Here is a 13,178-nt window from a genome sequence, read left to right on the forward strand (position 1 = left end):
CTAGTGGCTAGTGGAAGTAGTCACTGATGGAACTAGACTCTTTTCTAGTGACTAGTCACCAGTCACTAGTCACTGATATAGGTGTATGCTGCTAATGTGTTTCCTGACGTAGCCTGACACAGTTTGTATGCTAGATTTAACTGGAAAAAATGCCCTTGTAACTGGCATAGCCAATAACCGCTCCATTGCTTGGGGGATCGCCCAACAGTTACACAAAGCTGGTGCAAACCTGGGGATCACCTATTTACCAGACGAACGCGGCAGGATGGAAACAAAAGTTGCCGATCTAGTAGCTCCCCTGAACCCCAGCCTGTTTTTGCCCTGTGACGTGCAGAATGAAGCGCAGATTCAATCTACCTTTCAGGCGATCGCAGAAAAATGGGAGAAATTAGATATTCTAATCCATTGCCTTGCCTTTGCTAACAAGGATGACTTGAGCGGAGATATCAGCGGTACTTCGCGATCGGGTTACGCTAAAGCTCTAGATATTAGTGCTTACTCTTTACTGCAATTGAGCGGAGCTGCTAAACCCCTGATGACAGCAGGGGGTAGTATTGTCACTCTTACATATTTAGGCGGCGTGCGAGTAATTCCTAACTACAACGTGATGGGAATTGCTAAAGCAGCTTTAGAAATGAGCGTGCGGTATCTTGCATCTGAAATGGGACCGCAAAACATTAGGGTGAATGCTATTTCCGCCGGTCCAATTCGTACCCTAGCTTCTTCAGCAGTAGGTGGAATCTTAGATATGATTCATCATGTCGAGCAAGTTGCTCCCTTGCGTCGCACAGTCACGCAAACTGAAGTGGGTAACACCGCAGCTTTCCTGTGCAGCGACTTAGCTAGCGGGATCACGGGTCAAGTGATATATGTCGATGCTGGTTACGAAATTATGGGTATGTAAAAAAGAAACCTACCCAATACCTGGGTAGGCGAAACTGTTCAAAACTATTTTTGGATTGAGTTGTCTTGTATAGGGAGCAGAGAGCAGAGAGTAGGGAGCAGATGAAATTGATTTGTCCTAACCTTTCCGCGCTCTACTATACTCAATTGTCTTGTAATAACTTATGTTAAAAACAATATTATTATCATTGATATATTTGCTTTAGATTAGAGATATAAAATCTTTCTCTAAAACCAAATTAGCCGTAACCGATCGCCAGTAACTATTCTGCAATTAGCATCGCCAACCAGTTACAAAAATCATCTAGACAAGCAACCAAAAAACCAGCCATATAACCGATCGCGTAAGCTTGCTTGGTGAAGTAATCGACAACGCGATCGCTCGATTTAGTAGGTGAGAGAGATTGTACTGGCTGAAAGTTTGTCATAAATTTGAAGTGGAAAATTTAAGCTTTTTTCCAGCTTAATCAGTCTTGGCTATTTTAGCCCGCTCCACTATGTAGATATTATCAAAGCTTTAGAAACTAGCAAGAGTTTGTAAAATCTTAAAGATGTGAAGCTTTGAGGTAAAAGCAAACACTTTCCGCCATCCCCCGATCAACCTCCTTCCAATCGCCAGCCGAAGGGAATAATCTGCTGGGCAGTAGTAGTAGCAGCAGCGTTATGATGAGATTTTGTCTCTCCGTCTAAGACTTTGATCACCTTTTGATAGATATCTTCTGCTTGTTGAGGGGAGTCACCGATACTTGTCAAGCCTAGTTTGCCAAATTCTGACAGACAACCCATCAAATGAAAAACAGTCCCCGTTTCCGTTCCTGTGTCGAAGTGCAAGCGGTGAGAAGCGATAATATCCATTAAATCATTTGGTAATAGACCTCGATAGCGTTTCTTATGTAAATTGTCGGTAGCAACATAATACTTTGCTCGCCCTTGTTGGCTGTAGAATAGTCCGGTTGAAAGGTCATAGCGCCCGTTAGTTAATAACTTTAATGTCATGAAAGGATGGGTCGTTCCACCTTTACGAAGGTTGATTTCTATTGCTTGCAAGTCCCAGTTACCATCAGCTTGCTGTACAGCCATGAAATCAATGCCAAACCGTTCTAAAGCACCTTTTTTTGCTAAAGTCCAGCCAATTTTTAAACCCAAATCTTGTAACTGCACTCGATAAGCTTCGTCAGCGGGAAACCGACAGCCAAGATAAATTTGTCCGTCTGGACCACCTAAAATCTGGTCGTGAGTAGAGAGAATTTCAACCGTGCCATCAGGTAAAATTCGACCTTGAACGCTGGGCGATCGCTTCACTTCTCCTTCAACAAACGCTTCAACAATTGCTCCTAATTCGGGAACGCGGCTAGCATAATTTGTCCAATTTTCTGATGTGGCTTGAAATCGCAAAGAAGGTAGACTATCTTTGATAGCAGCAACGCGATCGCCATGAGAAATTTTTCCTGGGGCAAATTCCTGTAAAGGTTTTAGGTCGAAAAGAGCATTTGCTTCGCCAGAAATTCCCTCATTTAATTTGACCACCATGCGTTTGAGATGCGGTTGGCGTTCCCATAATTCAGCAGTTGCTGTAGCTAAATCGTCTACACTATCGAGGCGATCGTGACACCCATCGGGATGAGGCACGCCACTCTCAGCGAAAATTTGCCGACTACCGCTTTTTGTCCCCCAAATTGTGAGATCGGGATCGGCAGCATAAAGGGGAATTTCTAACTTGAGAGATAACTCTCTTTCCCAAGGGGAAGTGTTGTAACAAATCATAAACGATTGATCCCGGCGCAGTGCTTGCTTAATTCGCTCGATCAGGCGGGGTCGTTCTAAAATTTTTTGAGTCAGTGGTTTGAAGGAAGAATCGTAGGTAGATAAAAGTAATAAGCGATCGCGGGCGTGAGAAAAGGGAATGCCTGGTAACAGTTGTAAGTAATAATCGATGACGCTGGGATGTAGGGGCTGAGATGTAATATAAATCAGTCGCGTGCGGGGATTTTGCAAGCGAATTAACGAAAACAGCAGGCGTTCTTCGTAATGCAACACGCCTTCAATTTTTTGAATCTCTCGCTGATCGACACTCAGAGAGGGAATGACTAAAATATCTCCGTCACTTCGATCGAAGCTTTCTACATTTTTCCATCGATCGCGCAACTGCATTTGTAACTGACGAAATGTTTCTACCTGTGTCGATAGATGACGGTCTAATATCTGCATTGCCCTTGCCCTTCAATCCTTGGCGATCCCGCTAATTGCGATCGTACTACAACCACATTTTTTGCAATATATGTCCTAAGGAGCAATCAATAATTCTCAACAATTAACTATTGCGGATACAAATATCCATACACCAAAAGAGCGATCGCATTCTGTATCTGTTTCCACCTTCAGACTGAATAACCGCAATCGAACAATTAGCTAAATTAAGCGGAGTGAAATCATTACAAATGTCAAATTTAGGAGAAAGTTTATGCCAGAAGAACAAACGTTACAACCTCCTCAACAGCAAGAACAAAGACCAGGAAAAGAGTCCGAAATGACTCCTCAACCCAAAGCCGATGACTCTAAATATCGTGGTAGTGGGAAGTTGCAGGGTAAAGTAGCGCTAATTACTGGCGGCGATAGCGGCATCGGACGGGCAGTAGCCATTGCTTATGCTAAAGAAGGCGCAGATGTGGCAATCCTCTACTTGAACGAACACGACGATGCGAAAGAAACAAAGCGTCTCGTAGAAGAACAAGGTAAAAAGGCGGTGGCGATCGCGGGCGATATTGGCGATGAAAACTTCTGTAAGCAAGCCATACAACAAACGATTGATGAATTTGGCAAACTCGATATTTTGGTGAATAACGCCGCCGAACAGCATCCCCAAGAAAGCATCGAACAGATCAGCGCCGAACAATTGGAACGTACTTTCCGCACCAATATTTTTAGCATGTTCTTCATGACAAAGGCAGCAATGCCTCACTTAAAAGAAGGTAGCGCGATCGTCAATACAACTTCTGTCACCGCATATCAAGGCAATCCAACACTGTTAGATTACTCTTCCACCAAAGGCGCGATCGTTGCCTTTACGCGATCGCTATCCAAGAGCTTGATTGAAAAAGGCATTCGCGTCAATGCCGTTGCCCCTGGTCCGGTTTGGACTCCCCTAATTCCTTCAACTTTTCCAGAAGATAAAGTCGCCAATTTCGGTAAGCAAGTCCCGATGCAAAGACCCGGACAGCCAGAGGAAATTGCCCCCAGCTACGTATTTCTCGCCTCAGATGACTCTTCCTATATTGCAGGTCAAGTGATTCATCCCAACGGTGGTACGGTTGTCAACGGGTAAGACATGCGCTCCTTCGGGGAGTCGGGAGAGTGGCTAGTGGCTAGTGGCTGGTGGTTAGTGGCGCGTGGTTTTTCTCCCTCAGCTCCCTCAGCTCCCCCAGTTCCCTCAGCTCTCTTCTCCCTGCTCCCTGCTCCCTTCCTGGTAAAATATGACAGTTGGATTCTGTGGCGGTCGTGATCGAGCGTTATACTCTGCCCGAAATGGGCGAAATCTGGACGGAGACATATAAATTTAAGACGTGGCTGCAAGTAGAAATTGCAGTGTGCGAAGCACAGGCGGAACTAGGATATACCCCAGCAGCAGCGGTAGCAGAAATTAAAGCAAAGGCAAATTTTGACCCCCAAAGAATCTTAGAAATTGAAGCAGAAGTTCGTCACGATGTCATCGCTTTCTTGACAAACGTGAATGAATATGTCGGCGATGCAGGGCGCTACATCCACTTAGGCATGACAAGTTCGGATGTACTCGATACAGCTTTAGCACTGCAACTCGTCGCTAGTCTAGATTTGATTTTGGCACGGTTAGCAGATGTCATCGCTGCCATCCGCAAACAAGCACAGCAGCACCGTCACACGGTAGCAATTGGGCGATCGCACGGAATTCACGCCGAACCGATTACATTTGGCTTTAAGCTAGCTGGTTGGTTAGCCGAAGTCTTGCGCCACCAAGAACGCCTCACCAGGATGCGAGAAGAAATCGCTGTGGGGAAGATTTCCGGTGCGGTAGGAACTTATGCCAACATTGAGCCGCGCGTGGAAGCGATCGCCTGTGCTAAACTCGGACTCAAGCCAGATACAGCCTCAACTCAAGTCATTTCTCGCGATCGCCACGCCAATTTTGTCAATCATTTAGCACTCTTAACCGCCTCCATCGAACGCTTTGCCGTCGAAATTCGCAACCTCCAACGCACGGATGTACTTGAAGTAGAAGAATATTTCTCCAAGGGGCAAAAAGGTTCCTCAGCCATGCCTCATAAGCGCAACCCGATCCGTTCCGAACGCCTCACGGGGATGGCACGGATGGTGCGCGCTGCCGCTGTAGCAGCTTTAGAAAACGTTGCTTTGTGGCACGAACGCGATATTTCCCACAGTTCCGTTGAAAGAGTAATGCTACCAGATGCTTGCATTTTGACGCATTTTATGTTGAAAGAAACAACAGATCTGGTGCAGAATCTGCTGGTGTATCCCGAAAACATGGCGCGAAACATGAATGTTTACGGGGGTGTTGTCTTCAGTCAGCGAGTGCTATTAACTTTAATCGAAAAAGGCATGAGCCGAGAAGAAGCTTATGCGATCGTTCAATCCTGCGCCCATCAAGCTTGGAACACACCAAGCGGAAATTTTCACGATTTGGTGACAAAGGATTCTCGGATTACCCAAACACTTTCACCTGAAGAAATTGAAGCTTGTTTCGATCCCCAGCATCATCTACAACATTTAGAAGAGGTATATCAAAAATTGGGGATTTAGATAAGATAAAGAAATTCTGGATTTCGATCGCGCAAAGACGCAAAGGCGCAAAGCAACCTCTTAGCGTCTTTGCGTCTTTGCGTGACATTTTTTGAAAACCTTGGGCAGGAGAATAGCTAACTTTAGGAGATAATTGAGTTTAGATGTTGCGATAGTAGAAATTTTAGCAGCGCTTTCGATTTCGGCGGCGGCGGGAATTAGAATTACTTTGCCTTTGCTGGTTCTAGGATTGTTGCAGGGGGAAAACTTTTGGTACAACGTTCCCATTTTATCTAATATTTATCCGCCAATCGTGTTAGGTATTCTGATAAGTTGTTGTTTGATTGAGTTAATCGCCTCAAAAAATTTGCTCGGTCAGCGCTTGCTGCAAATCGCATATTTACCACTCTGCCCAATTATCGGAGCAATATTAGCGATCGCGCTTATTCAAGGTGTACCAAAAATTTTAATTGGCTTAGTTGGCGGCTTTGTGGCTTTACTCTTACAACTGATTCAAGCTGGGTGGTTTTATCGTTGGAATCGTTTTTCTCTTTGGCTATCTTTTCTGCAAGATAGCTTGTGTATTTTCCTCGTTTATTTAGCTTTGAAAGCACCACAATTAGGAGGTATTGTAGCGCTGATTCTTTTGGGGTTAGCTGTCAATAGTTACAAAGAATTAAGGCAATGGTATCTTAGGCAATATCAATCTCGACGCGATCGGTAGAGAATTAATTAACATGCATAATCAGTAGGGGCGTACAGCTGTGCGCCCCTACCAGCATCGTACACGCAATTTTTTAAATTGTAATTCAAGGTTTTTGCAATTGCATATAACTCAACAACCAATTAGCAACCGTAGCGCGGCGAGTTTGACGTGGACCAAATTCACCAATTTTGTAACCTTTAAAACCCAATTGTTCTTTTAATAATTGCTTGTTTTCTGACGGAATCGAACGAGTCAGCTTAACGCTGGCTGGGCGACTATCAATGAAATCTGGGGGCGTAGTGGGATACTCGTCACGCCATTCTGGAGCTACATTTGTAGTATCCCAAACATTATTTGTTTCGTTGTAACGATAGCCTAGATAGTGCCAAACTAATTGATTCACCATATTATCGTCAATTTCTTCGTTCAAAATCGCCCAAATCGTTTCTGTGTTAAGTGGAGGTATTGACATATAGCAGTTTTAGTTGTCAGTTGTCAGTTGTCAGTTATCAGTGACTCGACCGAAACATCTAGCCATTAGCCACCAATTACCAATTACCAATTACCAATTACCAATAAAATTATCCTCCAATATGTAGACGAGAATTCCCGTTAAAACGAGCTAGATTCCCTCTTAGACACTCGCAAACTAGGTAATTTGATGAAGATTGCATATCTTGGCTTAGGGATTATGGGTAGCGGGATGGTGGGTAATCTCCTCCAAGCCGGACATTCGGTTACAGTCTGGAATCGGACACCGGATCGCTGCACTCCTTTGGTAGAAAAAGGTGCGACTCAAGCCAATACGCCAGCACAAGCAGTAGCTAATGCTGAGATCGTCATGTATTGTTTGAGCAATGAAGAAGCGATCGCAGATACGGTTTTTGGTGAAGATGGTATTCTTTCTGGGGTGCATCAGGGACAAATTGCGATCGATATGAGTACCGTTCATCCAAATACAAGTCGGCGGGAGGCAGTTGCATATGCAGAGAAGGGTGTAGAATTTATCGATGCACCCGTTTTTGGCAGTAAAAATGAGTCTGCGACTGGTGGTTTGTGGATTGTTGTCGGTGGCAAGAAAGAAGTTTTTGAAAAAGTTAAACCCATCCTCGAACCCTTAAGCGAAACCATACATTATATGGGCGAAACGGGCATGGGCGCGACAATGAAATTAGTTGGTAACGCAGTTGTAATTTCCCAAATTGAAGCCCTTGGGGAAGCTATGATCTTAGCCAAAAAAGCGGGATTAAATCCTCAAGATGTACTCGATGTTTTGCACGTAACTGATTTTAAATCACCCATTTTTGATGGGATGGGGAGTACGTTAGTTAAAAGAGATTTTAGTACGAGTTTTGCCTTGAAGTGGTTGTTAAAAGATGCAAATTTAATCGCGCAACTCGCCCAAGATAATAATTCTCCTATTCCCGCGATCGCACTTGCCCGGGAGACAGTTAAAGCTGCGGTAAACCACGGATGGGGCGAGGAAAATGCTTCAGCAGCAATCAAAGCTTTGGAATTACAAGCGGGAATAGAAATAAAATAAACAGCTAAATAATCTCAAACTCCAAGCGATCGCTCTGAAGAAAATTGTGGGTGAAATGGTCTACTAAATTCGTATCGGCTAATTCTAAATTATAGAAATCTACCATTTCATGCTCGAAATATGGTCCAGCGTGCCAAGTTCCTATTGCTAATTTAATAAAACAATTCCCAGGAATCCGAAAAGCCTTTATTTCTTCTAGTGCTGGTGTATTGACATCATTATTAGGAGGTGCAACGGCAATTAACCAATCTTTTCCTGCTAACGAACCCAAACACTGAGTGCATTTTACGTGACGAGTTATGGTATGAAATTTTCGCCCTCGTCGCTGTAACCGCATGATATAAAATCGCGGTATACCATTTTGCAAATTTAATTGAGCATCGTTTGAATCGTAAGCTTTACCATCGTGACTGGGAAGAATTAATTGCCCATAACGCTGAAATTTTTCCTGCGTCACCCACTCAGCCTGTAATTGTTGTACTGTATTTGCTGTAGTCATTTCTTTGTGCTGCTGTGGTTTGTTAATTATAACAGGGAGCAGGGAGTAGGGAGTAGGGAGCAGGGAGTAGATAAATTATTTTTAAAGTATTATAAAATACCATTTTTAATAAATAAAACGTATAAGTAACTAAATTGGTACTCCTTAATTGAAGGGACGCGATATGTTAGAAATCAGTCGGCGTAAATTTGTACTCTACGGTGCGGCTGCATTGGGTACAAGTTTGTTACTCAAGGCTTGTGGTAATTCTAATCCTACCCAAACGAGCAACAGCCCGACTCCAGCAGCGGGGGGTGGTGAAGGATTTAAGGTGGCGATCGCCCTGCCTGGAGTAAGATCGGATAAAGCTTGGAATCAAGCAGGCTACGAAGGCGTAAACATCGCCAAACAAAAGCTAGGGGCGGAAACAGCTTACGTCGAACAAGTCGCGCAACCAGATCAAGCTGAGGCTTTGTCAGACTTCGCCCGTCGCGGTTTTAACGTCGTCTTCGCCCACGGAGGACAATTTGACGCAGCAGTAGAACAAGTCGCGACTCAGTTTCCTAAAACGTTTTTTGTCGCTGTGAATGGTTCTGTAAATGCAGAAAACGTGGCTGCATTACGCATCGATCATTTACAAGCCAGCTATTTATGCGGCATCATTGCGGCATCAATGACAAAATCTAATAGATTAGCTTATTTAGCCGGACAATCTTTTGAGGCTACATTACAAGAATTGCGCGGGTTTGAGTTAGGGGCAAAATCTGTTAAACCTAACGTTCAAATTAGTTCTAGTTTTACAGGCGATTGGAATGATATTGCTAGGGCAAAAGAAGCAACTTTGGCAATTATTTCATCGGGTGCAGATGTGATTTATCAATGGTTGGACAATTCGTCTCCAGCAGTATTACAAGCAGCTAGCGATAAAGGAATTTACGCTTTTGGCAATACGACAGATCAATTAAATGTTGCGCCAAAAGCAGTTTTAACAAGTGCTTTAAAACGCATCGATCTCGCGATCGCCTTTCTTGCCGAACAAGCAAAAAACGGTCAAATTAAAGGTCAAACCTATGCCCTTGGTTTAGCAAGACCGGATATTTTGAATTTAGGTCAGTTCGGTCAAATGGTTCCAGAAGGATTGCAAAAACAGGTTCTTAGTACTAGACAAGCAATTATCGATAATAAAATTACGTTTGAAAATTGTCAGGAAGGTGGAAAAGAGACGCGATGCGTGAAGACAGCATCGACATGACTTATTTACGCCTAGAAGGAATTACTAAACGCTTTGGTTCGTTTGTGGCTAACGATCGCATTAGTTTGAGCGTGGCTGCTGGAACGATTCACGCGCTTTTAGGAGAAAATGGCGCGGGTAAGTCTACTTTAATGAATATTCTCAGCGGACTTTATCAGCCGGATGGCGGGCAAATTTATTTAGAAGATAAACCAGTTTTAATTAATTCCTCTAATAAGGCAATTCAACTTGGCATTGGCATGATTCACCAACATTTCATGCTCGTACCGCAACTCACAGTCACAGAAAACATTATTTTAGGAACGGGCGATCGCTTTAATTTAAATTTGCGACATAAACAACAAGAAATTACTGAATTATCTCAAATTTATAGTTTAGAAGTCGATCCAAAAGCAAAAGTAGGAGATTTGCCAGTAGGGGTACAACAGCGAGTAGAAATTCTTAAAGCTTTGTACCGTAAAGCCAGGTTGTTAATTTTAGATGAACCGACAGCCGTACTCACACCCTCAGAAGTTGAATCTTTAATTGCAATTTTACGACAGCTAGCAGCAGCAGGACAAACAATTATATTTATCAGCCACAAGCTGGAAGAAGTCATAAGTTTATGCGACACCGTAACTATATTACGGCGAGGTCAAGTCGTAGCAAATACCACAACAAAAGCTTCTAGTCCGCAACAGTTAGCAGAATTAATGGTAGGGCGAGAAGTTGTTTTACAGTTACATAAATCTGCAACTTCTCTAGGAAAAAAAATATTGTCCGTACAGTCTTTACAAGTGGAAGACGATCGCGGTGTTGCCGCAATCAGAAATATTTCGTTTCAACTTCATGCAGGCGAAATTTTAGGTGTTGCTGGAGTTGATGGGAACGGACAGCGAGAATTAGCAGATGCGATCGCGGGTTTGCGTTCTGTAAAAGCCGGAAAAATTTGCTTGGATGGACGAGACGTGACGTTATGGAATCCACAAAAGCGAGTTCGAGAATTACAAATAGGTTATATCCCTGAAGATCGTCAAACAATGGGTTTGATAATGGGGTTTAGTATTGCAAATAATTTAATTTTAAAAGCTTTTATACAGTTACCTTTTGTGAGGCGTTTCTTGCTACAAAAACAGGTTATAGAGCAAAATGCCGAGACTAAAATTCAGCAATTTGATATTCGCGCTTCTGATGGGAATGTGAAGGTAAGCCAGCTATCAGGGGGAAATCAGCAGAAAGTTGTCTTAGCACGAGAATTAGATCGAGAACCATCATTGATTATCGCCATGCAACCGACGCGGGGGCTAGATGTGGGGGCGACAGCAGCAGTACAACAACAATTATTATCTCAACGCGATCGCGGTGCCGCTGTTCTCTATATTTCTACAGAATTAGAGGAAGTTATGGCAATGAGCGATCGCATAGCAGTAATATATCGGGGCGAATTTATCGATGTTTTAGATCGGGAAAGGGCGACAATAGAAACAATCGGTTTATTAATGGCTGGAGGAAGAAACCCAATCTAGTTTTCTGGTTCAAACATCTCTTTTGCAGCCGCACAAACCGGACATACCCAATCATCCGATATATCCTCAAATTGCGTACCTGGTTCTATTTCTGCTTCTGGATCTCCTGCTTCTGGATCGTAAATGTAACCACAGACGCTACAGATATATTTCTGCATTTTTCCGCTCCAGCATGAAATTATATATGCTGTAGGGACGCACAGCTATGCGCCCCTACAAAACATAAAAACAAGTTATACGGTCATTTTTGATTTAGACCAGATGCCGTTTTCATCTTGCTCGAACTGTTCGCGCACTACATCCCAAGCGTGATGTTCGGCTTTGGATTCATCACCAGATTGAGCTAGTTCGCTATTGTAGTTAGCAACGAATAGTCTTTGTGCGTCTTCCGAAAGATGAGAGCGGATTTCGGGAGACAATTTGCTAGGATCTTCAATCTGTCCTTTTCCAAAGCGCGGTAGCGGCGTTTCATTAATATGTACTTCTTCGCCACCAGCACTTTCAAGTAATAGTTGAATCTCGCCAGATTTATTTGCGGGAACCTCAACACCTACCATAAAATCACCCGCTTCAATGCGAGTTTGGTAAATTGTGGCTTTATCTTCTGGCATTCCTAGAGTCGCCAAAGCAGAAGCTAAACCCGCACCCGCACTACCCGCGATCGCACCAGTGGCAGCACCTAACAAAGCCGCACCGATGGGACCTGCTGCTACCAGCGTACCAACAAAAGGTACAAATAACACTCCTACCCCCGTTAGCAAACCGAGAGCAGAACCAAATAGAGAACCAAAAATTGCTCCTTGTTTCAAGCCGCCTAAAATTACATCTTTCTTCGTTAGAAAGCCAGCAATTTTAGTTTCCGAGTGGAAGTTTTTCCCGATTACAGAAATATCATCGCGGGAAACACCCCGATCTAATAAACGGCGGATGACATTATCGACTTGTTCCTTCTCTTTGAAAATTGCTGAAACAGTACGCTCAGCCGTTGTAACTGCTGGTTGGGTTTGCTCACCTGTAGCCGTCATTTTGTTCTCCTAGAACAGATTTTTCACGCTATTTCATCTAGGAGAATACCAACCCCTAAATTCCGTGCCGTCGCCCTTAAGGTTGATTAGTAAAGTTTATAGATTGAGTTCAATTGCAGACTAGAAGCGAACCCACCTGCGTTGAAAACGGCTGAATACACCTGCCGCGATCGCCACTAACAGTAAAATCCAAATGATACCACCAGGGAGAAACGTGATAATTCCCAAGCCGCGCAACACCCAAATTGCGATCGCGGTCAGTAAAAGAATTATAAATAAACGTAAAGCCAGATTTTGCGATTTCGTAAAGCGATTTATTTTTTTCATCTGCGGTTAATTTCTGAATCTACCTCATCCGATGCAGTGGGCGATCGCACGTTGGATAAATCCAATCCGGCAACTTGGCTCAAATCCACAGTAATATTTTCTTCGGGATAAGAACGCAATAAATTGATAATATTCATCCCATCGTATTCTCGCGAAGCCAGAGAAACAGCAGCGTGTAATTGCTCTACTGTCATGTCGGGAAAAGCTAACCCTAAAGCCGCTAGCAGTTGTTTCCCACTAGCAGAACGTTGCCAGCGTTTCATCGAACGGTCAAACTTTTTCGGATCGAGATCTAAACGGCGATTTAACGTATCTCTCACATCATCCGTCAGCCAAGGCGCGTAGAGTTGCAAGCTACCCGATAACTTTCCCTTCTTAGCAAAGCGCTCTAAATCCTTCATTTCGATTTTCTGCTCGAACGAGCCTAAGCGAAAAGTTACCGTCTCTGCTGCTGTAGCTGCTGGTATGATAGCGCCCCAACAGAGGAAGAGTGATAGTAATCCGATTTGCGATCGCTTGAATTTCATCGCAGCCAATTGTAAGGAATAAATCTAGCTTAGCTTCAAGTGAGTGGTGCGTGAGGAAGGGGTGCTTTGAATTTTGTGCTGCTAGGCGGGGCGCTGTGGCTGTTGGCTGTTCGATTCCCCCAACCGCCCTTACAAAGGGGGG

At 43.7% G+C, this 13,178-nt stretch carries 16 protein-coding genes; 7 read left to right on the top strand and 9 right to left on the bottom strand.

The genetic code is table 11. The features are described 5' to 3' along the window. Positions 1-127: 127 nt before the first annotated feature. Positions 128-904, top strand: coding sequence for an enoyl-ACP reductase FabI (gene fabI, locus DSM107010_RS18320; protein WP_015152649.1), 777 nt, complete (start codon positions 128-130; stop codon positions 902-904). Between the two features lie 262 nt (positions 905-1,166). On the opposite strand, the gene DSM107010_RS38540 is transcribed toward fabI, so the two are convergent. Together DSM107010_RS38540 and DSM107010_RS18325 are read right to left on the bottom strand one after the other, a co-directional pair. Next, the gene (locus DSM107010_RS38540) at positions 1,167-1,331 is read right to left on the bottom strand and encodes a hypothetical protein (protein ID WP_015152648.1); all 165 of its coding nucleotides are present in this window, start codon (positions 1,329-1,331) and stop codon (positions 1,167-1,169) included. 169 nt (positions 1,332-1,500) lie between these two features. After that, positions 1,501-3,111, bottom strand: coding sequence for a peptide ligase PGM1-related protein (locus DSM107010_RS18325; RefSeq protein WP_015152647.1), 1,611 nt, complete (start codon positions 3,109-3,111; stop codon positions 1,501-1,503). Between the two features lie 253 nt (positions 3,112-3,364). Here DSM107010_RS18325 and DSM107010_RS18330 point away from each other — a divergent pair, with 253 nt between their 5' ends. From DSM107010_RS18330 to DSM107010_RS18340, 3 genes are all read left to right on the top strand, one after another. Next, a complete protein-coding gene (locus DSM107010_RS18330) occupies positions 3,365-4,225 on the top strand; it encodes an SDR family oxidoreductase (protein ID WP_015152646.1) in 861 nt (286 codons plus the stop codon). Positions 4,226-4,398: 173 nt separating this feature from the next. After that, positions 4,399-5,694, top strand: coding sequence for an adenylosuccinate lyase (gene purB, locus DSM107010_RS18335; protein WP_127023592.1), 1,296 nt, complete (start codon positions 4,399-4,401; stop codon positions 5,692-5,694). A 133-nt stretch (positions 5,695-5,827) separates the two neighbouring features. Beyond that, the gene (locus DSM107010_RS18340; RefSeq protein ID WP_199755616.1) at positions 5,828-6,397 is read left to right on the top strand and encodes a DUF4126 domain-containing protein; all 570 of its coding nucleotides are present in this window, start codon (positions 5,828-5,830) and stop codon (positions 6,395-6,397) included. A gap of 85 nt (positions 6,398-6,482) precedes the next feature. Here DSM107010_RS18340 and DSM107010_RS18345 read toward each other — a convergent pair whose 3' ends face one another. Continuing rightward, positions 6,483-6,851, bottom strand: a complete 369-nt coding sequence (locus DSM107010_RS18345; RefSeq protein ID WP_015152643.1) for a DUF1823 family protein — start codon at positions 6,849-6,851, stop codon at positions 6,483-6,485. Positions 6,852-7,040: 189 nt separating this feature from the next. Between DSM107010_RS18345 and DSM107010_RS18350 the strand changes: the two genes are divergently transcribed. Further along, positions 7,041-7,922: an NAD(P)-dependent oxidoreductase gene (locus DSM107010_RS18350; RefSeq protein WP_106171494.1), complete on the top strand. Its 882-nt coding sequence runs from the start codon at positions 7,041-7,043 to the stop codon at positions 7,920-7,922. Between the two features lie 4 nt (positions 7,923-7,926). Here DSM107010_RS18350 and DSM107010_RS18355 read toward each other — a convergent pair whose 3' ends face one another. Beyond that, the gene (locus DSM107010_RS18355; protein ID WP_199755617.1) at positions 7,927-8,421 is read right to left on the bottom strand and encodes an ureidoglycolate lyase; all 495 of its coding nucleotides are present in this window, start codon (positions 8,419-8,421) and stop codon (positions 7,927-7,929) included. A 163-nt stretch (positions 8,422-8,584) separates the two neighbouring features. Between DSM107010_RS18355 and DSM107010_RS18360 the strand changes: the two genes are divergently transcribed. Continuing rightward, the gene (locus DSM107010_RS18360) at positions 8,585-9,652 is read left to right on the top strand and encodes a BMP family protein (protein ID WP_127023580.1); all 1,068 of its coding nucleotides are present in this window, start codon (positions 8,585-8,587) and stop codon (positions 9,650-9,652) included. After that, positions 9,649-11,157, top strand: coding sequence for an ABC transporter ATP-binding protein (locus tag DSM107010_RS18365; RefSeq protein ID WP_106170879.1), 1,509 nt, complete (start codon positions 9,649-9,651; stop codon positions 11,155-11,157). Before DSM107010_RS18360 ends, DSM107010_RS18365 begins: the two co-directional genes overlap by 4 nt. On the opposite strand, the gene rd is transcribed toward DSM107010_RS18365, so the two are convergent. The 5 genes from rd to DSM107010_RS41360 form a co-directional block, all read right to left on the bottom strand. Beyond that, positions 11,154-11,315: a rubredoxin gene (gene rd / locus DSM107010_RS18370; protein ID WP_106170874.1), complete on the bottom strand. Its 162-nt coding sequence runs from the start codon at positions 11,313-11,315 to the stop codon at positions 11,154-11,156. The genes DSM107010_RS18365 and rd overlap by 4 nt on opposite strands. Before the next feature lie 75 nt (positions 11,316-11,390). Continuing rightward, positions 11,391-12,182 carry a ChaB family protein gene (locus DSM107010_RS18375; RefSeq protein ID WP_106170877.1) on the bottom strand — a complete coding sequence of 264 codons (792 nt, stop codon included), beginning with the start codon at positions 12,180-12,182 and terminating at the stop codon, positions 11,391-11,393. Between the two features lie 120 nt (positions 12,183-12,302). Next, complete coding sequence (locus DSM107010_RS18380; protein ID WP_015152636.1) at positions 12,303-12,509, bottom strand: hypothetical protein; 207 nt, start codon at positions 12,507-12,509, stop codon at positions 12,303-12,305. Beyond that, positions 12,506-12,910: an alpha/beta hydrolase gene (locus DSM107010_RS18385; RefSeq protein WP_241994263.1), complete on the bottom strand. Its 405-nt coding sequence runs from the start codon at positions 12,908-12,910 to the stop codon at positions 12,506-12,508. The genes DSM107010_RS18380 and DSM107010_RS18385 overlap by 4 nt, the downstream gene beginning before the upstream one ends. After that, the coding region (locus tag DSM107010_RS41360; protein WP_241994264.1) for a hypothetical protein at positions 12,885-13,178 on the bottom strand (294 nt) is incomplete at its 5' end. The genes DSM107010_RS18385 and DSM107010_RS41360, both read right to left, overlap by 26 nt.

Source organism: Chroococcidiopsis cubana SAG 39.79, assembly GCF_003991895.1.
GTDB lineage: Bacteria > Cyanobacteriota > Cyanobacteriia > Cyanobacteriales > Chroococcidiopsidaceae > Chroococcidiopsis > Chroococcidiopsis thermalis.

Excerpts from the sequence above, each read along its gene's own strand:
- DSM107010_RS18325 (WP_015152647.1), bottom strand. The coding sequence starts at position 3,111 with ATGCAGATATTAGACCGTCATCTATCGACACAGGTAGAAACATTTCGT.
- DSM107010_RS18350 (WP_106171494.1), top strand. The coding sequence starts at position 7,041 with ATGAAGATTGCATATCTTGGCTTAGGGATTATGGGTAGCGGGATGGTG.
- DSM107010_RS18330 (WP_015152646.1), top strand. The coding sequence starts at position 3,365 with ATGCCAGAAGAACAAACGTTACAACCTCCTCAACAGCAAGAACAAAGA.
- DSM107010_RS18355 (WP_199755617.1), bottom strand. The coding sequence starts at position 8,421 with ATGACTACAGCAAATACAGTACAACAATTACAGGCTGAGTGGGTGACG.
- DSM107010_RS18345 (WP_015152643.1), bottom strand. The coding sequence starts at position 6,851 with ATGTCAATACCTCCACTTAACACAGAAACGATTTGGGCGATTTTGAAC.
- rd (WP_106170874.1), bottom strand. The coding sequence starts at position 11,315 with ATGCAGAAATATATCTGTAGCGTCTGTGGTTACATTTACGATCCAGAA.
- DSM107010_RS18385 (WP_241994263.1), bottom strand. The coding sequence starts at position 12,910 with ATGAAGGATTTAGAGCGCTTTGCTAAGAAGGGAAAGTTATCGGGTAGC.
- DSM107010_RS18360 (WP_127023580.1), top strand. The coding sequence starts at position 8,585 with ATGTTAGAAATCAGTCGGCGTAAATTTGTACTCTACGGTGCGGCTGCA.
- DSM107010_RS18365 (WP_106170879.1), top strand. The coding sequence starts at position 9,649 with ATGACTTATTTACGCCTAGAAGGAATTACTAAACGCTTTGGTTCGTTT.
- fabI (WP_015152649.1), top strand. The coding sequence starts at position 128 with ATGCTAGATTTAACTGGAAAAAATGCCCTTGTAACTGGCATAGCCAAT.
- DSM107010_RS18375 (WP_106170877.1), bottom strand. The coding sequence starts at position 12,182 with ATGACGGCTACAGGTGAGCAAACCCAACCAGCAGTTACAACGGCTGAG.
- DSM107010_RS38540 (WP_015152648.1), bottom strand. The coding sequence starts at position 1,331 with ATGACAAACTTTCAGCCAGTACAATCTCTCTCACCTACTAAATCGAGC.
- DSM107010_RS18380 (WP_015152636.1), bottom strand. The coding sequence starts at position 12,509 with ATGAAAAAAATAAATCGCTTTACGAAATCGCAAAATCTGGCTTTACGT.